Source organism: Ilumatobacter sp. (assembly GCF_039969435.1).
GTDB lineage: Bacteria > Actinomycetota > Acidimicrobiia > Acidimicrobiales > Ilumatobacteraceae > Ilumatobacter_A.
This window is the reverse complement of sequence record NZ_JBDVNU010000017.1, coordinates 264794-289982: the sequence shown is the minus strand read 5'-3', so window position 1 is coordinate 289982 and position 25189 is coordinate 264794. Positions and strand designations below refer to the sequence as shown.

Here is a 25189-nt window from a genome sequence, read left to right as displayed (position 1 = left end):
CCCACCCTACGCGGCGGCGACGGCTTTGCTGTTGGTCAGGTTCTCCTGCAGGTGACGCTCACGGCGATGCAGGAGGTAGCACAGGGCGAGGAAGATCGCTCCACCGCCGAGCGTGAGGACCACGGCCGGCTGACGCCGCGACCCGAGGTCGCGCACCATGTACACGTACTGGCGCTGGCGGGTCTCGTCGATCTGAGGGGTGACCGGCGCACGACCGGGCTCGGTCCGGACCTGCACGTACGGAGCGGCCTCGGCCACCACGAAGTGCGGCTCGTGGAAGAACGCGAAGAAGTCGAGCGTGTCGTTGGTGAACCCGGGAATCGCCCCGGCCTTGATCCGCGGGTAGCGATCGCCACCGATGTCGAAGATGTCGGTCACGACGTACTGGCCGGCCGCGAAGGCTTCTTCCTCCTCGAGGAAGACACTGGCGCTGGCCTGGGCCTGTCCGAAGGCCGGAGACGCCGGGTCCAACAGGATCCAACCCTCTTCGATGAACTGGTCGCCGACGAGTTCGCCCTCTTCACTCGGCGTCGCCCCGTCGGGGATCTGCGGCAGCGTCTGGAGGGCGCCGCCCGATCGCAGCGCATCGGTGTCCTGCAACACCGTCGCGCCCGCAACGGGCTGCCAGGTGGGGTCGGGACCGCGCAGGCCGATGCCGTAGATCCACCAGGTGAGCCCCATCAGCATCATCCAGCCGGCGAGACCGGCCAGTGCGACGAGGAACGCAAGCCGTGCGCCCATGTTCGTCAACATGATGAGGTAGATGCTCCCCATCAGGATGACGACGGCGATGACGACCGTGAGAAGGCCGCGGAGTTCTGGCTCCCAGCCGATTGCCAACAGATTCATATCGCTCACAGACTCCGGACGTACTCGACCACGGCGCGGATCTGCTCGTCGGTGAGGACGGAACCGAAGCCGGGCATGCGTCCGCTGCCCTGACCGTTGATCCCGTACAGCCGGCCGAACTCGGAGCCGTTCTTGATGAAATCGACCATGTCGTCCTCGCTGGCGAAGTGACTGTTCGTCGAGCCCGCCGTGAGGTTCCAACCGTAGGCGCCCTGTCCGGACACCCCTGGATCGTCGTAGCTCCACCCGAGGGTGTGGCAGCGGGCGCAACTGTACGCGCCGGCCGCGAGGTCGAGGTTGAACAGAGCCTCCCCGTAGCTCACGCCGTCGGCTTCCATGGCCAGGCGTGCGGCGTTCTCGATGTCGGCTCGATCATCGGCGGGCAGGACACCCGAACCGCAGAGTTGCACGTCGAAGTACTCCTCGCCTCCGAGTTCGTCCTCGAGGCACCCCTCACGAGGGATCTGGATGCTCTTCATGTACTCGATGAGCGTCTCGATCTGCTGCGTCGTCATCGGGCCACCACCGATGGTGCCCCACGGCGACATCGGTGAGAACGGGCGTCCGTAGTTGAGGATGAACTCGACCTCGGACTCGTTGAAGCGGTAGAGGACGGTGTTCAGCGCCGGGGCCTTCCAGTTCACGGCCGTGACCGCTCCGGTCTGCGGGTCGGTGACCGTGAAGGGGGCTTCGCCGCCGACACCGTTCATGCCGCCGTGGCAACCTGCGCAGTTGAAGCCGCCCTCGGCGGTCGTCTCGAAGAGCTCCGAGCCCCAGGTGGCGAAACGCTTGTTCCAACCCTCTTCGGCACCGGCCTGACGGGACGGCTCGAGGATCCAATAGAACGGCAGGCCGATGACCGAGACCAGCAGGCAGGCGAGCCCGATCATCTGCATCCGCTCGAGGCGCGAGCCTTCGAGGGTGTCGTCGTCGTAGTAGGGCTTGCGGTTGGCGGCGAGTTCGATCTCGGAGCCGACCTCGGATCGACCGGCCCGCACGTTGAACATCGCGTAGACCGCGAACCCGATGAGGATGACGACGAACGCCAGACCGGCGATCGACGTGGTGGTGAGTGCGACCATCAGTGATCGCCACCACCGGTGCAGTGCGGTCCTTCGGCTTCCTGGCCGGTGGTGTTCACACCGATGGCCGGGCCCGGCACGACGGTGCCGGTGTCGATCACGACGTCACCGCTGGCCGAGATGGTGGCCGGGTGGCGGTCCATGCCGCGCGGCGCCGGGCCCGCCTTCTTCTCACCGACACGGTTGTACTGCGAGCCGTGGCACTGGCACTCGAACCACTGGCTCGTGGGGCACTCGGGCACGCGGCAACCGAGGTGCGGGCACTTCTGGCTGAGCACGACGATCCCCTGCTCCATCGCGGTCAGCAGGCTGGCCGGGTAGATGGTGGACGCCACGGGCAGCGCTTCGGTCGGGTACTCGGTGATCCAGGAACGGGCCTCGGGAGCGTAGAAGAAGCCACCGCCCTGCTCGATGCCGTCCTTGATGGTGGCGAGCTTGCCGACCGGGACCGAACCGCCGAAGCCGCCGGTGCCCGTGGGCCAGAGGAACCCGACGAAGGACGCCGCGGCGAAGCTGCCGAGACCGGCGGTCATCAGCGTGACAGTGGCCCGGTTGAAGAACTGGCGGCGGGACACGCCGATGGCCTCGGGGTCGGGGGCGACCCACGGCACGAGTGCCGGCTCGGTGTCGACCGTGGCGAGGCCGGTGCCCGTGCCACGTGATGCGGTGCCTTCGGCTTCGGCCAGCGCAGCCGAACGGCTCGCACCGCTGGTGGCTGCGGCTTCGAAGGCACGCGAGTCCTTGCGGTTCGCCTTGTCCCGGTCCAGCGTCTCGCTGGACAGAGCGCCCGCACCGCGCACGTCGCTGCGGCGGGCCAGGGTGAAGAAGCTCACGGCTGCGAGGACGAGGACGGCCCCGACAGCGATGGCGATGATTGCTGCGGTACTCATGATGGTGTCTCCATTTCGACGAGCGAACGACTCACAGTTCGAAGAACAGGCCTTCGACCCATGGCAGGACGAAGTTGAAGCCCGGACCACGGAAGAAGGATCCGATGACCACGAGCACCGCCCAGAACATCAGGTGGATGGTGTGGATCGAGGTCGCGAACTTGCGATCTTCGGGCTTGTTGGAAGGATTGCGGTCGAGGTAGGGGGTGAGGATCAGCGCGATCATGCCGACACCCGGAAGGGTCACACCGGCGACCATCGGGTGGAAGTAGACGAGGAGTTCCTGGAGGCCGAGGAAGTACCAGGGCGCCTTCGAGGGGTTCGGGGTCTGGTTCGTGTTGGCGAGTTCGAGCAGCGGTGCGTGCACGAAGATCGAGAACACGAAGACGAGCGCCGTGCACGCGAGGGCGGCCACGAACTCCGCGGCGAGGAGGTGCGGCCAGGTGTGGACCTTGTCGACCGGGGTGGCCTTGACGTCCTGGATGGTGCCGGACTTCACGACGGTCAGGAGGCGTTGCGTGTGGCCTCCGGGGCCTGCACCGATCGGCACGCCACCGCCGGCGGGAGCGGCGGCGACCACGGCGCCGACCTTCTCGGCCACGGCCACGCCACCGCCGGACTCTGCCACGGGAGCGTCCTTGCCGGCCTTGGCCGCCTTGCTGCGCTGCAACAGGTGTGCGGGAATGCGCGAGTCGCCGGCCGCTTCCTCTGCCGCAGGCTCCGTGGCCGCGACGGGTTCGGGCTCTGCCTTCGACTTGTCACGAGCAGCTGCGGCTCGCTTCAAGAGATGTTCTGGGATTTCAGTCATCGGACGGTCCCTTCGACTCGTGTTCGTTTCCAGTCAATCATTCGGATCACTCCGGCGCGAATCCCAGGTCACAGCGGACCCGAGATACCGCCGTCCTTGCGAACTCGCCAGAAGTGGATCGCCATGAAGATCACGATCACGAACGGCAGGAACAGCACGTGGAGGACGTACCACCTGAGCAGGGTCTCGGCACCGATCTCGGCGCCACCCAGCAAGACGAATCTGACCTCCTGGCCGAACACGGGGGTGTACCCCATCATGTTCGTGCCGACGGTGACCGCCCACAGCGCCAGCTGGTCCCACGGGAGCAGGTACCCGGTGAAGGAGAGCAGCAGGGTGAGCATCAGCAGGATCACGCCGATCACCCAGTTGAACTCGCGCGGCGGCTTGTAGGCACCGTGGTAGAAGACACGGGCCATGTGCAGGAACACGGCGAGCACCATCAGGTGGGCACCCCACCTGTGCATGTTCCTGACCAGCAGACCGAAGGTGACCGAGGTCTGGAGGTTGTTGATGTCGTTCCAGGCCGCCGTGGTCTCGGGGCGGTAGAAGAACATCAGGAAGATGCCGGTGACCGTGAGCAGGATGAACAGGAAGAAGCTGAGGCCACCGAGGCACAGCGTGTAGCTGACCTTCACGGCGTGACGCTTCACCTTGACGGGGTGCAGGTGGTAGAGCACCGAGTTCATGATGACGTAGCTGCGGTTGCGCGGGCTGTCGGTGTAGCCCTTGCGGAAGATCGAGCCGGGGCGGAAGATCGAGCTCCACGCCTGGCTGCCCTGGACGCCGTCGATCGCGTCCTTGGCGCGATCGCCGATCGTGGGCTTCGGTTTGTCGTCGATGATCTTGGACATCAGAGCCTCATTCCGTAGCCGTAGCCGTGGTTGTTCGTTCGCGTGTGGTAGTCGCCGGCAGCCGTGGCCGTACCGGCCTTGCCGAGGATGATGACGCCCGTGGGGCATCGGTCGACGCAGAGTGCGCAGCGAGTGCAGATGTCGTCGTCGATGGTGAACATGAAGGCATCGGAGGGATCGGTGCCGGGCTGCTCGGTGCCGATGGCGTCGTCGATCGCGTCGAGGCTGACCATGTGGATGCACTTCCACGGACAGATGTCGACACAGCCCTCACAGCTGATGCACTCCGACTGGTCGATGTGGATGAACTGCTTGGGCTTGACGGCCTTGGTCAGGTAGTCCGCGTCGACCTCCACCAACGTGTAGTCGTCGGTGAACGGCATCATCGGGGGATTGGCATCAGTCTTCGCCATGCGTCACGCCTTCTTGACCAAGGGTCGGCCGTAGGTGGACGTGGGGAGTTCCTTCTTGGCGGCGTCGCCTTCGCCACGCTTCTGCCACCAGACGGCGAGCCACATGTGCAGGCCGAAGAAGAGGGCGTGGAGCAGGACCACCAGCGTGTCGCGCACGGCTTCGTACTGCAGCGTGATCGGGTTCCACCCCCCGGCCGACTCGGGCTTGAGGATGCCGCCGGGTCCGAAGATCAGCTTGTCCTTCGCCCACCCGAGGTTCTTGTCGGCGTGGTCGATGAACTGGTGCGGGAGGATGCCGTAGGTCAGGAACAGCATCCAGAAGATGAACGTCGCGGCGAGCATCGCCTCGCCCCACGTGACGGGGGTCCCGACCTTGCGACGCTTCCCGTACAGGACCACGACACCGATCATGGCCAGGGACGCGAGGAAGGCAGCGATGAAGGCCTGGTTGAAGCCAGGCCACGAGAGGACATCGACGGCGATCATCGGGATTCGGGCAACTCCTGGTCGGGATACGAGGGCACGGCGAGCCTACTGCGGTGAGAGGGACGTTCGAAGTCTGGCAGAACCATGCGAGACGCGCGCCTGTTGTGCGCAAGTTCTCGCGCACGGCCGCCGGGCGTCACAATCCGGGTCCAGAGTTTCCGTGCAGAGGGTCGGGCATCTATCCTCTGGCCCGTGACTGAGATCCCCGAGCACCTGCTGAAGCGGTCGAGAGAGCGTCGTTCCGCCATCGGTCAGGGCGGCGACGCTGGTGCGTCCGACGCTCCTGCTGCGGACTCGGCCTCCACCCCCGCCACCACCGCGAAGGCAGCGGCACCCGCCACCACCGCTGCGTCCGGGCCCCCCGCACGTACTGCTGCGACGCCCGCCGAGGCCCCCAAGCCACCGAAGCCCGATCCGGCCTACGTCACGGCTGCCAAGCAGCGGCGCAAGGTCCCGTGGTGGGCCATGGCCACCCTCGGCCTGATGCCGGTCTGGGGCTTCATGTACGTCCGTTCCGTCACCGAACCGCCGGTCGTGGTCGAAGGCCCGCTGGGTATCGGCGCCGAGGAGTACGGCGCCTGTGCGTCGTGCCACGGAGCCAACGGCGGTGGCGGTGTCGGTCGTGCCTTCTCGGGCGGCGAGGTGCTCGCCACGTTCCCGAACATCGAGGACCAGCTCCGGTTCGTCTACTGGGGCTCGGGTGAGTACAACCTGGCGGCGGTCGACAACTACGGCAACCCCGACCGCGAGGGTGGCCCCCACCTCACGGGCTCGTTCGGCGTCATGCCGCAGCAGGGTGCATCTGCAGGCGGCGGCCTGACCGACTACGAGATCTTGGGCGTGGTCTGCCACGAGCGGTACGCATTGGGTGGTGCGGCCCCCGACGACGAGCTGTGGGCCGAAGAGTTCGAGAAGTTCTGCTCGGAGGAGTCGCCGGTGTTCGCCGCGCTCGAGTCCGGGGAGTACACGCTCGACAGCGAAGAGCAGCCCGAGTTCACCGACGCCGAGGGCGAGACCTTCACCATCGACATCGTCGGCGCACCCAAGCCCGGCACTCCCCCTGGCGAAGGCTGACCTCCTCCTGGGTCGCGGCGCGCAGCGTCGGGCCCGACCGAGGCCTGCGACCGCGCCACTAGCCTGCGCGGCGTGAGCACGCGAACGTCGACCGACGTCCTCGTCGTCGGTGGCGGACCCGCCGGATGCGCCGCCGCGATCGTGCTCGCCGAAGCCGGGCACGAGGTGACCGTCCTGGACCAACGCACCGGTCGCGAAACCGTCACCCGCGGTGATCTCGTCGTTCCCGCGGCCGTCACCGCTCTCCACGAACTCGACGTCGACGTCGCCCGACTCGGCCACACCGTGCTCGGCACCAGGATGTGGCACGGCGATCGCTCGGTCGCCGTCCGCTGGCCGACGGACGGGTCGTCGCGACGCGCCGCCACCACGGCCGCCACCGCTGGTGCCGTGATCGCGCGCGACCGCCTCGACGACGCCCTGCGCGCACGCGCCGTCGCCGCCGGTGCCGACGTGCGGATGGGAGCGCAGGCGACCTCGCCACTCGTCGACCGCGGTTTCGTCCGCGGCGCCAACGTGATGATCGACGACGCGACGATCGACGACGGCGCGAACACGGCGTCCACCATCGAGATCGGATGCCGCTTCCTGCTCGTCGCCGACGGGGCCAACAGCCGCTTCGGGCGGGGGCTCGGCACGCACCGGGACCGACGGTGGCCGTCCGCGGTCACGGCGTCGACCATCGTCGCGAGCGATCGCGGGTCCGACGCCTGGCTCGAGACGCACCTCGGTCCGCTCGATGCCAACGCCAACCCGGTCACCGGGCACGCGTGGGTGCACCCTCGCGGTGACGGCACGCTCAACATCGGGGTCACCGTGTCGTCGAGCTACCGCGACGTCTTCGGCGTGAACATCGTCAAGCTGCTCGATGCCTTCTGCGTCTCGATCGCCGACCGGTGGCGCTTCGACCCCACCCGTCTCCTGGTCGAGCCCGTCCGTCGGCGAACCCCGTTGGGCGGTTCGGTCGGCCCGACCATGGGCCCGACCTTCCTCGTGGCCGGCGACGCCGCGGGAATGGCCAACCCGTTCACCGCTCACGGAATGCTGGCGGCACTCACCACGGGACGCATCGCGGCGGAGGTGCTCGATGAAGCGCTGACGTTCGGCAACTCGACCACGCTGCAGCGCTACCCGGCTCGCCTCGACGAGTCGTTCGCCCGGTACCACAAGGTCGGTCGGCTCAGCGCCCGGTTCCTCGGTCGACCCTGGCTGCTACGCACCGCGTTGCGCTCGGGAATCCGCAGCGAAGCTGCGATGGGCGCCGCCCTGCGGATCGCCACGAACGAACTGCGCACGGGCGGCGACCGAGGCGGAGCCGAACGCGCCTACCGACTCGCGCTGCAGGTCGCCCGGTTCGCTCCCAGCTGGTAGCTGCCGCCGGCGCGAACGGTGCGCACGGGCGCGTCAGATGTGTTCGTGGCGGGGACGCGAGCGGCGGGCACGACCGAGTCGCGGGAGGCGCAACGTCACGACGCTGAGCGCCAGGATCACGGGGTAGATCTCCAGGCGACCGAGCAGCATCTGCATCATCGCCACGCCGCGACCGGCGCGCGGGATCGCGAGGAAGTCGCCGGTGTGGTCGATGTCGCCGAGCCCGGGCCCGACGTTGCCGAGCGCCGTCGCCGATGCGGAGAACGACGTGATCAGATCCGGGCCGGTCGCGGCGATGAAGAACGACCCACCACCGAAGACCACCAGCGTGAGCAGCAGGAACCCGACGACCTTGCCCGCCACGTCGTCGGAGAGGATGCCGTTCCCGACGCGCACGGGCCTCACCAGCCTCGGGTGGAGGTGTCGCAACGCCTCACGGTGAGCGAAACTCGCCACGGCCATCACGCGCAGGATCTTCACGCCTCCCGCCGTCGAGCCGGCCATGGCGCCGATCGGCAACGCGATCAGCAGCACGGACTGCGCCGTCTGGCTCCACAGGCCGTACGTCGTCGAGACGTATCCGGTGGTGGTCATGGTCGACACGGTCGTGAACAGCGCGTCGCGGAATCCTCCGGGCTGACCACCCGACGTGCCGGACGTGAGGAACGCCCACAGGGTCGCCGCGAGCACGACCGCGCCGTACACCCGGAACTCGGTCGATCGGAGCAACGGCTTCGGGTCGCGCCGCAGCGCCCGGTAGTAGAGCGTGAAGCTGCCGCCGGCGAGGAACATGCCGACGATCGAGATCCACTGGATCGCGACCGAGTCGAAGTGGCCCATGGACGCCTGGTACGGCGAGAATCCTCCCGTCGACACGGTCGTGAACGAGTGGCTGACGGCGTCGTACACGCTCATCCCGGCAACGAAGTACGCCGCCGCGAGCACGCCGGTGAAGCCGATGTACACGGCCCACAGTCGACGTGCCGTCTCGCGGACCCGAGGCGTGAGGCGCTCACCGGTGGGGCCGGGCGCCTCGGCCTGCATCAGGCTCATGCCGCCCGAGCCGACGGTCGGCAACACGGCGACCACCAGCACGATGACTCCCATCCCGCCCATCCACTGCGTGGTCGACCGCCAGAAGAGCAGACCCTTCGACGTCGACTCGATGTCGGGCGTGACCGTGGCTCCCGTGGTCGTGAAGCCCGAGATCGATTCGAACAGACCGTCGTCCCACCTCTCGAAGTGACCGGTGAGCACGTACGGGATCGCACCGGCCACGGCGATGATCAGCCAGGTCACGGTGACCGCCGTGAACACGTCGAGGACGCGGATCTGCTTGGGGGTCATCGTCGAACGCCACAGCAGTGCACCGATCGAGCCCATCACGATGCCGATCAGCAACAGGGTGACCACGTCGGGCCCGCCGTCGATCAGTTCGACCACTCCCGAGAAGGCGATGCCCACGCCGACGACCGTCACGGTGAGGCCCACGATGTGCCCGGTCAGCGTCGGACGCCGGTCGGCCTGCAGCAACCGTTCCCCGCGACCACCGAAGACCGACGTACGCGGATTGAACAACGATCGTGGATCCGGATCGTGGCGCGCCCGGTGCGACCGGTTGACGTCGTTCACTTCGAGAAGGCCCTGAGCAACGAGGGGATCGAGTCGGGGCGCGCGAACACGACGACGTTGTCGCCACCGTGCAGCACGGTGCTGCCGCGCACGATCTCCCCCGGCGCGCCCGGGCGGATCACTGCGCCGAGCACGATCGAGTGCGGGAGGTGGAGGTCGGCAACGCGCACCCCGTCGGCATGGGACCCGACCTCGATGGCGAACTCGTCGACCTCGATGTCGCTCTCGAGGAACGTCGCGACCGATGCCGTACCACCACGCACGTGACGCAACACCGCATTCGCCGACGCGGTGCGCGGGCTCAGCGCCGCGTCGATCCCGAACTGGCGCACGAGCGGGAGCAGCGCGAGTCGGTGCAGCACCGCGACCGTGAACGTCCGCTTCTCGGTCGCCGCGAACGCACACGCCAGCACGTTGGCCGCGTCGTCGCCGGTCGCGGCGATCACGAGGTCCATCCGGGTGATCGACTCCTCGTTCAACAGGTCGACGTCCTCGATGTCGCCGTTGACGATGGTGACGAACGGCAACTGCTCGCTCAACTCCTTCGCACGATCCAGGTCCTGCTCGACCAGCACCACCTCGGCACCCTCGTCGGTCAGTCGCTCGGCCACACGCGAACCGACCGCTCCGCCACCGAGGACCATCACGCGCTTCGCCTTGCGGTGCTTGGCCCCGAGCAGTTCGAGGATCTCGTCGCGGGTGTCTCGCGTGGTGAGCACGCGTACGTGGTCGCCGATGTCGAGGCGTTGATCGCCGCGCGGGATCACGGTCTCCCCGTGACGGGTGAGTGCACCGAACAGGAACCGCCAGTTCGGCTCGAAGCTCGCACCGATCTCGGCCAGCGTGCTCCCCGCCAACGCCGAGCCCTCCTGGATGACCGCACCGATCACGAGCAGGTCGCCGTCGGACATGCGGTACACCTCGTCGGCACCCGACACGCGGGCGAGTTCCATGATCTCGTCGGCGGTGTCGGCATCGGGGTCGATGATCAGGTCGGCCTTCATCGCCTCCCGCAGGGTCTTGCCGGCCGGTCCACGCAGTTCCTCGGTCTGGATGCGCGCGACCGTCTGCTTGACCCCCGCCTCCTTCGCGAGCAGGCAGGCGATGAAGTTGACCTCGTCGTTCTGGGTGACGCCGGCCAGGATGTCGGCGCGGTCGACGCCGGCGGCAGCGAGCGTCGACGGCACCGTGGCGCTGCCGACCACCACCTGGACGTCGAGTTCCTCGCCGATCGTGGCGGCCACCGCCTCGTTCTGCTCGATGATGACGACGTCGTTGCCCTCGGCACCGAGTCGCTGAGCGAGGTAGCGCCCCACTTCGCCGGCGCCCACGATGATCACATGCATTCCGACCAGTGTGACGCGTCTGCCCGCATCGCGCCGCCACCGTCGGGCGCCGGAGGGTCAGGTGACGCCGGCGAGGAGCGCGGCGGGAGCGGCGACGAGGGCGGCGGTGGCCTCGGTGTCGGGGAATCCGGCGCACGCGGCGGTGGCGCGTCCGACGTAGTCGCGAGCGGTGTCGATGGCCGAGCCGACGCCGTCGTTGGCACGCACGATCGCCAGCGCACGCTGCTGTTGCCGCGCGTCGAGTGGGGCACCCAACAGCGAGGCCAGGCGGTCGGCATCGGACGTGCCGAGCGCCATCGTGCGCAACACGGGCAGCGTGTAGACGCCTTCGACCATGTCGTGGCCCGCAGGCTTGCCGAGTTCCTCGTCCGTGGCGGTGGCGTCGAGGATGTCGTCGACGATCTGGAAGACCATGCCGTACGCGTTGCCGTACTCGGTCAGCGCGTCGATCGTGTGCTGGTCGTGACCCGCCACGATGCCTCCGATGCGCGCCGCAGTGCCGTAGAGCGAGGCCGTCTTGCCGTGGATCGAGGTGTAGTAGCTCTCCTCGGTGCGGGCGACGTCGTAGGTGAACCGCAGTTCCTCGATCTGCCCTTCGCACAGCCAACCGATCGTGCGAGCGAGGAGGCCTGCGACCTCGGTGCCGAGCGATGCCGCGATCTCCGACGCTCGCGACAGCAGGAAGTCGCCGGCGAGGATGGCCTGCAGGTTGCCCCACTTGGCGTTGACGGTCTCCACGCCACGTCGGGTGTCGGCTTCGTCCATCACGTCGTCGTGGTAGAGCGACCCGAGGTGGACGAGTTCGCACGAGACTCCGCCGCGGACGACGTCGTCGGACGCCGACTCACCGGCGATCTGGGCGGCGACGATCGAGAGGACCGGACGGAGCCGCTTGCCGCCGGCGACGATCAGGTGCGATGCGATCTCGGTGAGGTACGCATCCGGCGTGATGACCGCCTGGTGCATGGCCGCCTCGACGCGGGTCCGGTCGGATTCGCTGGTCGAGAGCGCCAGGAGCGGCGACGTCTGCGCGCTGGACGTGACGTTCTCGAGTGGCACCCGATCAGGCTAGGCCGCGTTCGGGCACCGGCCATCACGAAGCGTCGGCTCGAGCGGTCGGCGCCTCGGACAGGGTTCCGGAGCGGTCCGCTGCCGGAGATAGCGTCGCACCCGTGAACGAAGCCGTCGACGACCCGACCGCGGACGACCCTGGCGAGCGAAACGGCCCGGCGGCCACCGATCCGGCGGATTCGACCGTGCCTGACGCAGGTGGACCGGGCGAGATCGATCTGGTCGGCATCGAGTCGGACCTCGACGGCGTCCAAGCGGCGCTCGCGCGACTCGCCGACGGCACGTACTGGACCGACGAGGTCACCGGCGAGCCGATCCCGGCCGACGTCCTCGACGTCGACCCGTTGGCACGGCGGGCCTGATGCAGAGGCGCACGGTCGCGTCGATGGCGTCCATGGTGGCGCTGGCTGCGGGCCTCGCGGCTGCTGCCCAGCGGGCCGGCAAGGTCGCCGGCACCCAGGCCCGCGTCGCCACCGACACGGCCCGCGACCGGGTCGTCGCATCGCCGATCACCAGCCGCTTCGGACGTTCGGCCAAGGTCTGGAAACTCACCGCCCGCAACTCGGCGCGCTATGCCGTCACCCGCGTCCGCGGGATCGGCAGCGCGGAGGAACGGCGGGCCGAACTCGACGAACAGTTCGCGATCCGCACCGCCGCCGACGTGGCCAAGGAACTCGGTGAGATGAAGGGCGTGCTGATGAAGGCGGGCCAGCTCATCTCCTTCATCTTCGAAGCCCTGCCCGACGAGGCCCAGGCGGCGCTCGCCACGCTGCAGGCCGATGCCGCGCCGATGGCACCGTCACTCGCCGCCGACGTCGTGCGCGGCGATCTCGGCAGGCCGCCCGAGCAGGTGTTCCTCGACTGGACCGACATGCCGGTGGCCGCAGCGTCGATCGGTCAGGTCCACCGCGCGGTCACCCCCGACGGCCGCGACGTGGCCGTCAAGGTCCAGTACCCGGGCGTGCACGAGGCGATCGAGAGCGACCTCGACGCCGCCGAGGTGATGTACGCGATGTTCTCCTCGATGATGCTCAAGGGACTCGACGCGAAGGGCCTCGTCGACGAACTGCGCGGCCGGATGCGCGAGGAGCTCGACTACCGACTCGAGGCGAGCAACGTCGCCGAGTTCGAGCGGCGCTTCGCCGGTCACCCGTGGGTGCGCATCCCGAAGCTCGTCCCCGAGTTCTCGACCGCACGCCTGCTCACCACCGAGTGGATCGACGGTCTGTCGTTCGAGGAGTTTCGCACCACCGCGAGCGATGCGACCAAGCAGCTGTCGGCCGAGGTCCTCTGGCGGTTCTCGCAGAACGCGATCCACCGCTACGGCATCTTCAACGGTGACCCCCACCCCGGCAATTACCGGTTCCACCGTGACGGAAGCATCAGCTTCCTCGACTACGGCCTCGTCAAGCGGTGGGCGCCGAACGAGTGGGAGACGCTCAAGCCGGCCATGGACGCGATCATCGTGGATCGGGACCCCGAACTGCTCGTGCGTCGGATGGAGCACTCCGGGTTCCTCGAGTCCGGGCACGGGCTCGACGCTCAACTCGTCTACGACTACGTGTCGAGTCCCTACACGCCGTACCTCAGCGACGAGTTCACCTTCACGCGCGAGTGGATGCGCGAGACCCTCGCCACCATCTTCGACGTCCAGGGCCCGCACGGTCCGGTCATCGAGAAGTTGAACATGCCACCCAGCTTCGTGATCCTCGATCGCGTGATCTGGGGCGTGAGCGCGATCCTCGGCAAGCTCGACGCACGCGGTCCGTGGCGCGCGATGCTGCTCGAGTACATCGACGACGGCGAACCGGCGACCGAACTCGGTGTGGCCGAAGCCGCATGGCAGGCGACCCGCACCGGTCACTGACGGTCCGGCTCCCCCTCCCGAGAACTCGCTGCGGTCCGTCGAGGAGCCGACTGCGGTGCTTGGCGACGCCACGCCGCCGCCTACCATCGGGCTCGATGGCCGACGACACCGACACCACATCGACCCACTCGTCCGGCTCACCCGGTCGCTCACCGTTCGCCCCGTGGGATCGCCGCGACCTGCCGGGCTCGTTCGACGTCGCCGAGACCGCGCGTCGTGTCGGCAACTACAAGTGGACCGAGATGAAGTTGTTCGAGGCACTCGGCGGGTGGGTCGCGACGGTGCCCGAACTCGACATCAAGTTGCGCCTCGGCACGCACTGCTACCACCACGCGTGGCACGCCGAACTGTGGCACAAGCGTCTCCCGGAGTTGCGCGAGATGAAGCCCGAACGGCTCACGGTTCCCGCCAACGATGCGATGGAGCGCTTCATGGACGCGATGACCGAGCCGGAGGGACCCGACCTCACGATCGAGAAACTCGTCGGCGTCTACCGCGTGCTGATCCCGCGCTTCATCGCGACGTACACCTTCCACATGAACAACACGAGTGAGATCACCGACGCGCCCACCATCCGGTCGTTGAAGTTCGCGCTGCAGGACGAGTTCGACGACTGGCGGGACGGCGAGATGATGCTGCAGTCGCTGATCACCACGCCCGAACACGTCGAGCGGGCCACCGCTCAGCAGTCGAGGCTCGAAGCGATCATGGTCGAAGCCGGCGGCATCTGCGGCCCCGGCAGCATCGGCTGACCCTCACGACCGGATGCCTGCGCGATCGCGCGAGTACGGTGGGGTCGACCTCACATTCGCAGCAGGGCAAGGGGATCCACATGCGTCAGTTCTTTCCGGTCGAAGACCTCGCACGAGACGACCGTTTCGTGCAGACGAACATGGCCGAGCGGATGCGCGACACGCGTTCCGCCGTCGGCGTCAAGAAGTCGAAGTCCAGGAGTCGCAGCGCGTCGAACCGGCTCACTCCCGAACGCCATGATGCGTCCGACGCCGCTCGTGGACTGATGCACGGGATCATGGTCGGTGAGATCCAGGCGCTCGAAGGCGCCGGGCGCACCGCCCACGACTTCCCGGCCGGCGACGGCACGGGCGACACGATCCCCTTCGAACTCAAGCTCGACATGGCCCGCCAGGCCTGGGACGAGGCTCGCCACGTGGAGATCAGCGCCAAGCTCTCGGACTGGATGGGTACCGAGATCGGCCAGTTCCAGGAGAACACGGTCCTCTTCGAGGCGGCGTGCTCGAACGACCCGGTGCTGCGCCTCGCCGGCGTGAACCGTGCGCTGGAAGGACTCGCGATCGACGTGTTCACGCAGATGAAGGAGTTCGGCCAACTCGCCGGCGACCCCTTCCTCGAGTTCTGCGAGGACTGGATGCTCGCCGACGAGGTCACCCACGTGAAGATGGGGTCCGACTGGCTGCGCAAGGTCACCGAGAAGGATCCCGAGCGGCGCGCCAAGGCTCTCGAGTTCCAGCAGGTGGTGGACAAGCTGTTCAGCTTCGGAGGCGCTCGAGGCGAGAGCGACGAGAGCCCGATCGGTCTCGCACGTCGGTTCCGTGAACTCGCGGGCTTCACCGACGAGGAGGTCGACACCATCGCGTCGATGGACCACGACGCGTTGGAGGAACGCAAGGCAGCGGTGCGTCGCGCACGCGAAGTCGCCGGCGTCTGATCGTCCGGGCTGCGTGGATTCCTCGATGACCACGTCCACCTCACCTCTCGTCACCGTCACTCCCGAACGGTTCTCACTCGTCGCCTACGACGCCGACAGGATCGTCTCGATCGTGCGCGAACTGGCCGAGCGCGTCGGCGTCACGAACCCGATCGTCGTCGACGTCGACGAACGAACGCCGCTGTCGAAGATGTCAGCCGCCGTCGACGGGTCGTCGTCGGACGCGACGGTCCGTCTCCGATTCGAGAGCGGAGCGCTGGAGAACACCAAGGCGTTGACCACCTTCGGTGAGTCGCGTGCCCGGTTGTCGATCGGTCGGATGCTGCTGCGAGCGGCAGACCGGCTGAGCGGTCGCTTCCAGGATGCGCCGCAGGACACCGAGTTGACGAACCCTCAGAACGCAGCATGGGACGCGTACTGCGGGGGCCGGCTCGAACGGCTGGGCCTCGGGCCGGTCGAGCAGCAGTATCGCTACGACTTCCGCAACCGGTTCGGGTTCGGCGACGACACCGACGCCGCGTTCGACCGCCTGTGGGCGGCCGACGGCCTCTCCTGGTCCGACCTCCCCGGCACCTGACGCCGACTCGGATCGTCGTCCCGCGCTGCCGCTGGCGTACTGTCCACGGGTGGAGTCACGACGGATCACGACAGCGCCTGGCATCGAACTCGACGTGATCGATGCCGGACCATCGGACGGTCCGGTCATCGTGCTGTGCCACGGTTGGCCCGAGAGTTCGCACTCGTGGCGCCATCAGATCGATCCGCTCGTCGCCGACGGATGGCGGGTGCTGATCCCCGACCAGCGCGGCTACGCGTCGTCGTCGGCTCCCACGGACGTCGCCGCCTATCGCAGTGACCTGCTGTCGGCCGACCTGATCGCACTGCTCGACGACGTCGGTGCCGAGACCGCCACCTTCGTCGGCCACGACTGGGGCGCACTGGTGGTGTGGGACCTCGCCCGGTTCCATCCCGATCGCGTGAACGCCGTGATCAACGTCAGCGTTCCGTACACGCCCTGGCCCATGCAGCCGACCGAGTTGTTCCGGGCCATGTACGGCGACCGGTTCTTCTACATGCTCTACTTCCAGGAGGTCGGGCCGGTCGAACTCGAACTCGATGCCGACATCGCTCGCTCGCTGCGCACCATCATCTGGGGCGGCGCCGGTGAATCGGCGCGTGAACCCACGGCGACCGAGGACCTGCCGCCGCTCGCCGGCACCGGCCTGCTCGACAGTTGGACGGGCGAGACCGGCCCGCCCGACGGCCTCCCACCCTGGCTCGCTCAGGCCGACTTCGACCGCTACGTCGAACAGTTCACCCACAGCGGGTTCTTCGGCCCGATCAGTTGGTACCGCAACCTCGATGCGAACTGGGAGCTCACACGCGGGCTGCCGGCACCGCCGATGCCGTGCGCGTTCATCGGCGGCACTCGCGACATGGTGATCGCCCACCGCATGGACTACGTCCACGGCATGGAGACGTCGCTGCCGGACTACCGGGGAACGTTCATGATCGACGGCCCGGGACACTGGACCCAGCAGGAATCGCCCGACGAGTTCGACGAGGCGCTGCGCAGCGCCCTCGCCGCCACGCGCTGACGCCGAGGTTCAGTCGGCGCGCTGTCGGACAGCGGCGAGGGGTCGGCAGCAGGGACGGCTCCAGCCGAGCCCCGCGACCTTGCCCGACGGCGGCCAGTGGTCGTCGCGGCTGTACGCCCACCACTCGAGCGGGTTGAGGTAGTACGCGCTCGACTCGACCACCTTCGCGAAGGGCTGATCGCGGCGGGCCACCACCCAGACCACCATGCCGGCGGCCCCGGCGAGCACGGTCCACCCTCCGTAGAGGACGGGGAACAACGGACCGAGCCAACGGGCCTGCCAACAGTGGACGTCCTCGTGATCGGTGATCAGACGACGGCGCCGTGGCTGGTCGATGTCGCCCGCGCCCCCGATCACGTTGCCGACCGTGGTGGCGAAGCCCGTGCGCGGCATGAACCCCCGACGGTGGACGTGGCGGTTCTGGCGACGCGAGAGCGCGTCCACGTAGCCCGAGTCGCGCTGGAGTCGGGACACGGTGTTGGCGAACAGACCTGCTGCGGTCATCAGGAGAGACCACGTGGAGTCGAGGACGAAGGCGGTGATGCCCGTGACCCGACGCCAGTCGTAGACACCGCGCCATCCCGACACCGCTCCGTTCGCACCGGCGACCACCGCACCGGGGACGGCCAGTCCGAGCGTCCATCCGGCTGCCGCACCCAGCAGTGCGGCGACTCCGGCGACGACGATCGACTCGAACAGGCGGACGCCCGGCACCGGCGTCACCGGCGCACCGGGGTCACCGGCGGTTGAGCTTCGACAACAGCCGCAGGATCTCGAGGTACAGCCACACGATGGTGACCACCATGCCGAGAGCCGCGACCCACTCGTAGTCCTTCGACATCTTCATCGCCGTGCCCTTCTCGATGAGGTCGAAGTCGAGGGCGAGGTTCGATGCGGCCAGGGCGCAGACGAACACCGAGAAACCGATGCCGAGGAGGCTGGGCGAGTTGATGAAACCGATCTCGCCACCGAACAGGCTGATCACGATCGACACGAGGTACAGCACCATCACCCCGAGCGTGGCGCCCATGACGATGCGCCGGAATCCTTCGGTGACCTTGATGATTCCGGTGCGGTACAGGGTCAGCATGACGATGAACACCGCCATCGTCGCCCCGGCCGCCTGCAGGACGATGCCGTTCTGGGAGGCTTCGTACATCCGTGAGATCGCCCCGACCGCATAGCCGTAACTGAGGGCGTACACCGGTCCGAGGAACTTCGCCCACGTCGGCTTGCGGTACGCCACCATCACGGCGACGAAGCCGAGGATCACACCGATGAGGATTCCGGGGGCCGGTTCGAAGTTGCCCTCGGCGTTCGTCGTCGACGTGAACCATCCGACCGACGCCGCCACGAGGAAGATCGTGAACAGCACGGCGGTTGCCGTGATGACGCCGTTCACGGTCATCACCTGCGACTGGTATCGACTGGTGGGGCCGTCGTGGATGGGCCGGTGCAGCGCGCCGTCCGGCTCCGCGGGGAAACCCTGGGGCTTGGACGCGACGGCGGCGGCGCTCGTGGGCGCCGCCCAGCCGTTGGCGTCTTCGTTCATCTTCTTCTCGTTGAAAAACGGATTCGACATGGTCGCTCCAGGATATCCGTCTGCGGATCAACGGCTTGCGCGACGCGTCATTTCAGATCGTGAGCGCTGAGTGGGTCCCACAGATCGATGTCGGGCGCCGAAGCGAGCAGACCGTCGCAGGACCGCGCCATCTCGATCATCAGCGACGAGTCGAAGTGGGCGCGCTGCGCCTCGGCGTGGTCCCACTTCTGCACGATCAGCATGCGACCCGGGCGGGTGGTGCTCGCGCAGAGGTCGACGTTGCGACACCCGTCGACCATGCGCGTCAGCACGACGTACTTCGACAGCACGGCGTGCAGTCCTGCGGCGTCGCGGGCGTCGAAGCTCATGGTGACGACCGCGATCTCCACATCGCCGGCGGCCAGGGCATCATCACGGCCATCTGTCATTGTGATACTCCCGATCTGCTCATCTGAACAAGCGATACCGGACGGACCACTCGACTTTCGGAGTTGAGGGGCCTCACCGCGTGGGTATCGTGACCCACGTCTCGCCAACGGCCTCACTACCACACTCGTCCCGGGCGTGAGCGGATCGAACAGGTCGACGAGTCCGAAGACACAACGAACACGAACACCGAAGCCGAGCGAGTTCCAACACTTCCAAGGAGTCGATGGTGGCAAAAGATCGAGTCGAACGTGACGACGAAGACCTCGTCCGTCTGTACCTCACCGACATCGGGCAGTACACGCTGCTCACCAAGGACGACGAGGTCCGACTCGCGAAGGCCATCGAGGCAGGCAACGAGGCGATCGAACAGCTCGACGCCGGAGGCAAGGAACTCACCCCGGCCAAGAAGCGTGAACTGCGCCGCGTCGCCCGCAAGGGCGAAGAGGCCGAGCGCCAGTTCGTCCAGTCGAACCTGCGTCTCGTGGTGTCGATCGCCAAGAAGTACCAGGCGTCCGGACTCCCACTGCTCGACCTGATCCAGGAGGGCAACCTCGGGCTCATGCACGCCGTCGAGAAGTTCGACTGGCGCAAGGGCTTCAAGTTCTCCACGTACGCCACGTGGTGGATCCGACAGGCCATCACCCGCGGCATCGCCAACACGGGTCGTACGATCCGCCTCCCGGTACACGCCGGCGACACGCTCGCCAGGCTGCAGAAGGCTCGCTCCCGCCTCGAACTCAAGTACGGCCGACCCGCCACGCTGTCCGAGCTGGCCAAGGAAGTCGAGATGCCCGAGGACAAGGTGACCGAGGCACTGCGCTTCGCTGCGGAGCCACTGTCACTCTCGGAGCCTCTCCGAGAAGACGGCGACGCCGAACTCGGCGACGTGGTCGAGGACCGCTCGGCCGAGTCCCCGTTCGAGGTCGCTGCCACCGCGCTGCTGCCCGACGAGATCACGCGCCTGCTCGCCCCCCTCGACGAGCGGGAACGTGAGATCCTCAAGCTGCGCTTCGGCCTCGATCGCGGCGAGCCCCGCACCCTCGAAGAGGTCGGCGATCACTTCAGCCTGACGCGTGAGCGGATCCGTCAGATCGAGGCTCGAGCGATGAGCAAGCTGCGCCACCCGTCGAGCGACACCGGCGCCCGCGATCTTCTCGCCGTCTGACCCGAATCACATCGAGAGAGCGCCACACGGGCGCCGACCGCGAGGTCGGCGCCCGTGGCGCGTCCCGGGACACCACCGCTCCCGGACGCGGATGAGTCGGACCCGCGTGGCGGATCCGACTCATCGGGGGGTTGATCTGGAGTTCCGCTTGAGTCAGTCGCAGATCACAAGGTGACCGTGCCGATGTCGGCACCCGTGCGCACGGCGCTCATGTCGACCGAGCGAACGTCGATCTCCGCGAGAAGTGCGGCAGTGGCTCCGGCGTCACAGATCAGATTCGCCGACGTCCCGTCGATCGTGCCGGGCACCGTGACCGACCCCGTGGCGACACCGGGGAGTTCCAGATCGAGGATCTCACCGAGGTCGATCGGGAGCGGGACGGGGAGCGGGATGACGAAATCGAGGCTGAGGCTGAGATCGATGGCCGCAGTCAACGACGTCGTGAACTTCACCGCCGGATTCGTATCCCACCAGCAGCGAGCCTGGATCCCTGCGCCGATGCCCAACACGCCGGTTGCGTCGATCGCGAGGTCGACGGTGGCCGAGGCGTCGTAGGTTCCGGCGGGCAGACCGGTGAGGGAGCCGACCTGGACGTCGTTGCCCGGCAGATCGAGCACCGACAATTCCGGGACGGGCAGAGCGGCTGCGGAATCGGCGACCGATCCTCCTGCGCGAGGAGGCGCCGTGGAGCCGACGAGGACCCAGGTGGTCCCGTCGAAGCGGTAGATGTCACCCGTGGACTGGTCGATGTAGATGTCGCCGATCGAGTCATCGCCGTCGGCGCCGGGCGCACCGTCACCCACGTCGACCGTCGACCCGTCTGCGCCGGCAGGTCCGGCTGGTCCGACGAGCGAGACCCCGGGGCCCCATCCGGTCACGGTCTTGGGGCCGTACAGCACGTTGTTGGTCGTGTCGATGTAGAAGTCACCGTCGTTGCCGAGGCTGAACGCCGGCGCACCCGCCCCGTTGAGGATGTTGGTGCTGCTCCCGGATCCCGGAGCACCCCCCATGCCGTCCACCGAGTCGAGAGCGACGTAGTAGCCGACGATGTCGATCACGATGTCGGTGTTGCCGCGCTCGTTGAACACCTGGATCGCTCCGCCGGTGCCGAGAGAGGTGATCGTGAAGTTCGGGACGGCCTGACCGGGCGTGGCGTTGTTGGTGGACGTGGCCGGCTGTGGGGTGCCGGTCGGCCACACGGTCACGAACGACGTCGTGGAGGCGGATCGCGGGATCGTCACGTTGAGGGCGACGCTCGTCGCATCGGCCGGAATCCCGTTGGCCCCGGCGATCACGAGCGTGCGGAGTTCCCCCGGACCGAACTGGCCGGGTGCCGGGGCACCGACCCCGTTGCGGGTGTCGAGGAGCCTCACCGGATCGATGCCGGCGAAGACTTCGGCGTCGGCCGTCGTCAACGACGACGACATCGCAACATCATCGGCGGCTGCGACCACGAAGTTGCCTCCGAGTGCGGTCGCTGCGACCAGGCACACCCCTGTCGCGAGCGGCTTGGGTGACAATTTCCGCCCCACGGCACGAAAGTGCTGGCATCTCGACTGCCAAGCACCATCAAAATTGCTTCCTGTCACAACCACGGACAGTGGCAACTATTGTGAGGACAACGAAACGGGACATCATTCCGACACCGGCGTCGCACTCCCCGCTCGGCCGACGAAGTGGTCGCACGCGACCGCGAACCGACGCCAGCGGGACCGGACGGCGACGGCGGTCTACGTGGCGGATTCGACGACGACGTAGCGATCCGGGTCCCCGACCGAATCCGCAGCCGGTCGCTCCGGCGGACTGACGACGAACAACGCCCAGTCCTTCGCGTCGAGGCCGAGGTCGATCGTCGCGAGCACACGGCTCGTACGTCGTCGCCAGTCGTACACGGTCGACTCGCCGTCCAGGTCGAACACGTCCTGGACGAACTCTTCGTCGACGCTCGTGTTGATCGCGAGCACGTAGGTCCACGTGCCCGCCGAGTTCGACGCCGTGGTCGTCGCCCACATCAGGCCGTCACCGCGACCCGGCCCACCGAACAGGCACCGGTCGATCGCGGCGATCGGTCCGTCGAGACGCCGGAGTCGACCGTCGTCGTCGCAGGTTCGCATCACGATGTTCCGATCGGTCCGTCCGATCCGGTCGCCGATCCCCACCGGTCCGTTCGACAGCGCCGCGAGTGCTGCTTCGAGTTCGGCGTGGCGGTCCCCGTCGATCGCGTCACCGCCGGCGGCGCCCTCGTTCTCGGGTCGCACGTCACCCACGCCGGAGTGGGAGAAGAAGCAGTCCTTGAAGACCGGCAGGCCGAGGCATCCGGCCAACCGGTTGACGACGAGGAACCAGGTCCAGAGGAACGCAGGGTCGTCGTTGAACCGGTAGTCGTCGCTGGTTCGGACGGCGATCACACGGTCGAGCGACGCCGCGAGCATCAGATCCCCCGGCGTGGCCATGCACCACACCAGGTCGACCCCGGTCGCCCGGGCGTGCTCGTCGAGCGCACGCTGCCAGGCCTCGGCGCGTCCGGGGACGGCACGCAGTTCGCGAACGGCGAACCAGTACACCTGCATCCAGTCCTGCTCGATGACCGTTGCACCCCACCGCTTCGCATCGTCGAACCACCGTCGGAAGAACGCCGGATCCTGCGGATGCGCGGCATGTCTCCCGATCCACCAACCATCGTCGGTGACGTAGGGAGATTCGGGAGCGATGTGACGTGAGTGCAACACGAGGGGAAGGCCGAGGCGGCGGGAGAGATCCGCGATCTGTCGGCCGCCCGGCTCGCCGAATGCGTCGACTCGAGGCTCCCACCGCAACATCCCGGTCGGTGGAACCTCCTCGGGGTACCCGATCTCGGTGATCGGCCGGGCGACGACGTGGTCGTAGAACCACGAGTCGAGTTCCACCGATCGCACGGGTACGTCATCGGCGCGCAACGCGTCGATGACGTCGACGACCGATTCGGCGATCGTGCGACCCGGTTCGGTGCGGTACCAGTAGGCGGCCCCGTTGTCGGTCCAGTACGACAGGTGCGTGGAGAGCACGTTGTCCCTGACCCTGTCCGCGGACACTGCCAGGTCCGACGTCCACCTGGACAGTGCATCGGTGACCGACCGCGACTCGTAGATGCCCAGCGTGGTCGAGAACCCTGCCGGCACCTCGTCGAGGTCTCCGTGCCACCCCCAGAAGAGTCCGTCGTCGGTGACCGCGACGATCTGCTCGTGGAAGTGGTCGAGCGGCGCCAGCAGCACGACGCGCTCGCCGGTGCGGGCGACGAGCGGCAACATCGCTGACGGCGACCGGAGCCCCGGCGCCGGCGCGAAGTCGAACGCCAGGTCACGACCGGCCGTGACCGGCAACGCGAACTGGGTGAACGCGAAGCCGAGGAACTCGATGTGGTCGGGCCACTGATCGCGCGCCCACGACACACCCACCGACGGCGTCGAGAAGCGCCCGGTGGCGAGGCCTGCCAGATCTCGATCGGCACCGATGGTGAGACGGGACGCGCCGACGTCGACGGTCACGCCGTCGACCGCGTGGAGTTGCGCCGACCCGAGAATCTCCCGGGCCGGGTCGGTGGTGGACCGGGTCATGACCGGACCAGGAGATCGACCGTCGACGCGGCGTCAGGCCGGACCGGTGAAGGCGCCTTCCTTGACGGCACTGTCGCTCGCCAGGAAGGTCTCCTTCGGGTTGTAGTCGCGTGCGACGTCCTCGCCGTCGTTGATCTCCTTGCGGCCGACGACCATCCAGTGGACCTCGTCGGGGCCGTCGGCCAGACGCAACGTGCGCTGCGAGGCGTACATGTCGGCGAGGGGCGTCCACTGCGACACGCCGGTGGCGCCGTGCATCTGGATCGCCTGGTCGATGATCTCGCAGACCCGGATCGGCACCATCGCCTTGACGGCACTGACCCACACGCGGGCCTCTGAGTTGCCCAGGACGTCCATCGCCTTGGCAGCGGTGAGCACCATCCGCCGCATCGACTCGATCTCGATGCGGGCCTTGGCGATCATCTCCATGTTCCCGCCGAGCTTGTTCAGCGGCTTGCCGAACGCGTCGCGGGTGTGACCGCGGGACACCATCATCTGGAGCGCCTTCTCGGCCTGGCCGATCGAGCGCATGCAGTGGTGGATGCGGCCCGGGCCGAGACGGACCTGGCTGATCTCGAAGCCACGGCCTTCACCGAGCAGGACGTTCTCGTACGGCACGCGCACGTTGTCGAACTGGATGTGCATGTGGCCGTGCGGCGCGTCGTCCTTGCCGAACACGTGCATCGGGCCGAGGATCTTCACTCCGGGCGTGTCGATCGGGACCAGGATCTGGCTCTGACGCTGATGGGCGGGCCCGTCCTCGCTGGTCTGGACCATGGTGATCATGATCTTGCAGCGCGGATCGCCGGCTCCGGAGATGTAGTACTTCTCACCGTTGATGAGCCATTCGTCGCCGTCGCGCTCGGCCTTGCAGGCCACGTTCTTCGCGTCGGACGATGCGACGTCGGGCTCGGTCATGGCGTAGGCGGAGCGGATCTCGCCGTTCAGCAGCGGCTCGAGCCACTGCTTCTTCTGCTCGGGCGTGCCGACGCGCTCCAGCACCTCCATGTTGCCCGTGTCCGGGGCGGCACAGTTCATCGACTCCGAGGCGAGCGGGTTCTTGCCCAACTCGATGGCGATGTAGGCGTAGTCGAGGTTCGACAGTCCGTCGCCGGTCTCGGCGTCGGGGAGGAAGAAGTTCCACAGGCCGTTCGCCTTGGCCTTGTCCTTGACCTCTTCGAGCAGTTCGAGTTGGCCCGGTGCGTACGACCAGCGTTCGGTGCGTTCCTCGCCGAGCTTGAAGAACTTCTCCGACATGGGAGCGACCTCGTCGGCGATGAAGGCCTTGACCTTCTCGTAGAGGGGACGGACGCCTTCCGACATCCGAAGGTCGTACATGTCCACGGTGGATTCGAGTGCTGCCATGCGTCCGAACATAGTGATCGCCACCTCGGGGGGTCCCATCGTGGCCGTTCGGTCGGCTGTGACATC

At 67.6% G+C, this 25189-nt stretch carries 25 protein-coding genes; 9 read left to right on the top strand and 16 right to left on the bottom strand.

The features are described 5' to 3' along the window. Window positions 1–6: 6 nt before the first annotated feature. The 7 genes from ABJK40_RS10345 to ABJK40_RS10315 all read right to left on the bottom strand — a co-directional run bounded on the left by ABJK40_RS10345 (window position 7) and on the right by ABJK40_RS10315 (window position 5382). The gene (locus tag ABJK40_RS10345; RefSeq protein ID WP_348479125.1) at window positions 7–849 is read right to left on the bottom strand and encodes a hypothetical protein; all 843 of its coding nucleotides are present in this window, start codon (window positions 847–849) and stop codon (window positions 7–9) included. A 5-nt stretch (window positions 850–854) separates the two neighbouring features. Beyond that, the gene (locus tag ABJK40_RS10340) at window positions 855–1931 is read right to left on the bottom strand and encodes a cytochrome c (protein ID WP_348479124.1); all 1077 of its coding nucleotides are present in this window, start codon (window positions 1929–1931) and stop codon (window positions 855–857) included. Further along, on the bottom strand, window positions 1931–2821 hold the full coding sequence (locus ABJK40_RS10335; protein WP_348479123.1) for a Rieske 2Fe-2S domain-containing protein: 891 nt from the start codon (window positions 2819–2821) through the stop codon (window positions 1931–1933). Before ABJK40_RS10335 ends, ABJK40_RS10340 begins: the two co-directional genes overlap by 1 nt. Before the next feature lie 31 nt (window positions 2822–2852). Further along, window positions 2853–3629, bottom strand: a complete 777-nt coding sequence (locus tag ABJK40_RS10330) for a menaquinol-cytochrome c reductase cytochrome b subunit (protein WP_348479122.1) — start codon at window positions 3627–3629, stop codon at window positions 2853–2855. Between the two features lie 68 nt (window positions 3630–3697). Continuing rightward, window positions 3698–4483 carry a selenite/tellurite reduction operon b-type cytochrome ExtP gene (gene extP, locus ABJK40_RS10325; RefSeq protein WP_348479121.1) on the bottom strand — a complete coding sequence of 262 codons (786 nt, stop codon included), beginning with the start codon at window positions 4481–4483 and terminating at the stop codon, window positions 3698–3700. Beyond that, complete coding sequence (locus ABJK40_RS10320) at window positions 4483–4896, bottom strand: 4Fe-4S dicluster domain-containing protein (RefSeq protein ID WP_348479120.1); 414 nt, start codon at window positions 4894–4896, stop codon at window positions 4483–4485. Before ABJK40_RS10320 ends, extP begins: the two co-directional genes overlap by 1 nt. 3 nt (window positions 4897–4899) lie before the next feature. Beyond that, complete coding sequence (locus tag ABJK40_RS10315) at window positions 4900–5382, bottom strand: hypothetical protein (RefSeq protein WP_348479119.1); 483 nt, start codon at window positions 5380–5382, stop codon at window positions 4900–4902. A gap of 192 nt (window positions 5383–5574) precedes the next feature. Here ABJK40_RS10315 and ABJK40_RS10310 point away from each other — a divergent pair, with 192 nt between their 5' ends. Next, window positions 5575–6456, top strand: a complete 882-nt coding sequence (locus tag ABJK40_RS10310) for a hypothetical protein (RefSeq protein ID WP_348479118.1) — start codon at window positions 5575–5577, stop codon at window positions 6454–6456. 72 nt (window positions 6457–6528) lie between these two features. After that, complete coding sequence (locus tag ABJK40_RS10305) at window positions 6529–7827, top strand: NAD(P)/FAD-dependent oxidoreductase (RefSeq protein WP_348479117.1); 1299 nt, start codon at window positions 6529–6531, stop codon at window positions 7825–7827. Between the two features lie 33 nt (window positions 7828–7860). Here the strand turns inward: ABJK40_RS10305 and ABJK40_RS10300 are convergent, their stop codons facing one another. Genes ABJK40_RS10300 through ABJK40_RS10290 form a run of 3 tightly spaced genes read right to left on the bottom strand, consistent with a single transcriptional unit; the run spans window position 7861 to window position 11864 of the window. Continuing rightward, on the bottom strand, window positions 7861–9405 hold the full coding sequence (locus ABJK40_RS10300) for a TrkH family potassium uptake protein (RefSeq protein ID WP_348510252.1): 1545 nt from the start codon (window positions 9403–9405) through the stop codon (window positions 7861–7863). A 50-nt stretch (window positions 9406–9455) separates the two neighbouring features. After that, window positions 9456–10805 carry a Trk system potassium transporter TrkA gene (gene trkA, locus ABJK40_RS10295; protein ID WP_348479115.1) on the bottom strand — a complete coding sequence of 450 codons (1350 nt, stop codon included), beginning with the start codon at window positions 10803–10805 and terminating at the stop codon, window positions 9456–9458. 57 nt (window positions 10806–10862) lie between these two features. Further along, a complete protein-coding gene (locus tag ABJK40_RS10290) occupies window positions 10863–11864 on the bottom strand; it encodes a polyprenyl synthetase family protein (protein ID WP_348479114.1) in 1002 nt (333 codons plus the stop codon). Between the two features lie 113 nt (window positions 11865–11977). Between ABJK40_RS10290 and ABJK40_RS10285 the strand changes: the two genes are divergently transcribed. The 6 genes from ABJK40_RS10285 (at window position 11978) to ABJK40_RS10260 (ending at window position 17028) form a co-directional block, all read left to right on the top strand. After that, complete coding sequence (locus ABJK40_RS10285; protein ID WP_348479113.1) at window positions 11978–12238, top strand: hypothetical protein; 261 nt, start codon at window positions 11978–11980, stop codon at window positions 12236–12238. 23 nt (window positions 12239–12261) lie between these two features. Beyond that, the gene (locus ABJK40_RS10280) at window positions 12262–13743 is read left to right on the top strand and encodes an AarF/ABC1/UbiB kinase family protein (RefSeq protein WP_348479112.1); all 1482 of its coding nucleotides are present in this window, start codon (window positions 12262–12264) and stop codon (window positions 13741–13743) included. 95 nt (window positions 13744–13838) lie between these two features. Further along, window positions 13839–14495: a hypothetical protein gene (locus tag ABJK40_RS10275; protein ID WP_348479111.1), complete on the top strand. Its 657-nt coding sequence runs from the start codon at window positions 13839–13841 to the stop codon at window positions 14493–14495. A gap of 80 nt (window positions 14496–14575) precedes the next feature. Continuing rightward, window positions 14576–15430, top strand: a complete 855-nt coding sequence (locus tag ABJK40_RS10270; protein ID WP_348479110.1) for a DUF455 family protein — start codon at window positions 14576–14578, stop codon at window positions 15428–15430. A 25-nt stretch (window positions 15431–15455) separates the two neighbouring features. Then, the gene (locus ABJK40_RS10265; RefSeq protein WP_348479109.1) at window positions 15456–16007 is read left to right on the top strand and encodes a hypothetical protein; all 552 of its coding nucleotides are present in this window, start codon (window positions 15456–15458) and stop codon (window positions 16005–16007) included. A 49-nt stretch (window positions 16008–16056) separates the two neighbouring features. After that, the gene (locus tag ABJK40_RS10260) at window positions 16057–17028 is read left to right on the top strand and encodes an alpha/beta hydrolase (protein ID WP_348479108.1); all 972 of its coding nucleotides are present in this window, start codon (window positions 16057–16059) and stop codon (window positions 17026–17028) included. Between the two features lie 9 nt (window positions 17029–17037). Here the strand turns inward: ABJK40_RS10260 and ABJK40_RS10255 are convergent, their stop codons facing one another. From ABJK40_RS10255 to ABJK40_RS10245, 3 genes are read right to left on the bottom strand one after another with little or no spacing between them, the layout of a single operon-like run. Beyond that, the gene (locus ABJK40_RS10255; protein ID WP_348479107.1) at window positions 17038–17751 is read right to left on the bottom strand and encodes a hypothetical protein; all 714 of its coding nucleotides are present in this window, start codon (window positions 17749–17751) and stop codon (window positions 17038–17040) included. A 13-nt stretch (window positions 17752–17764) separates the two neighbouring features. Further along, a complete protein-coding gene (locus tag ABJK40_RS10250; protein WP_348479106.1) occupies window positions 17765–18610 on the bottom strand; it encodes a Bax inhibitor-1/YccA family protein in 846 nt (281 codons plus the stop codon). 47 nt (window positions 18611–18657) lie between these two features. Then, window positions 18658–18999 (bottom strand): antibiotic biosynthesis monooxygenase, encoded by a 342-nt coding sequence (locus ABJK40_RS10245; RefSeq protein WP_348479105.1) that lies wholly within the window; start codon window positions 18997–18999, stop codon window positions 18658–18660. A gap of 227 nt (window positions 19000–19226) precedes the next feature. Here ABJK40_RS10245 and ABJK40_RS10240 point away from each other — a divergent pair, with 227 nt between their 5' ends. After that, complete coding sequence (locus ABJK40_RS10240) at window positions 19227–20165, top strand: sigma-70 family RNA polymerase sigma factor (protein WP_348479104.1); 939 nt, start codon at window positions 19227–19229, stop codon at window positions 20163–20165. Between the two features lie 164 nt (window positions 20166–20329). On the opposite strand, the gene ABJK40_RS10235 is transcribed toward ABJK40_RS10240, so the two are convergent. The 3 genes from ABJK40_RS10235 to ABJK40_RS10225 form a co-directional block, all read right to left on the bottom strand. Then, window positions 20330–21697 carry a hypothetical protein gene (locus tag ABJK40_RS10235; RefSeq protein WP_348479103.1) on the bottom strand — a complete coding sequence of 456 codons (1368 nt, stop codon included), beginning with the start codon at window positions 21695–21697 and terminating at the stop codon, window positions 20330–20332. 198 nt (window positions 21698–21895) lie between these two features. Beyond that, a complete protein-coding gene (locus ABJK40_RS10230; protein ID WP_348479102.1) occupies window positions 21896–23758 on the bottom strand; it encodes a hypothetical protein in 1863 nt (620 codons plus the stop codon). A 33-nt stretch (window positions 23759–23791) separates the two neighbouring features. Then, a complete protein-coding gene (locus tag ABJK40_RS10225; RefSeq protein ID WP_348479101.1) occupies window positions 23792–25123 on the bottom strand; it encodes an acyl-CoA dehydrogenase family protein in 1332 nt (443 codons plus the stop codon). Between the last annotated feature and the right edge of the window lie 66 nt (window positions 25124–25189).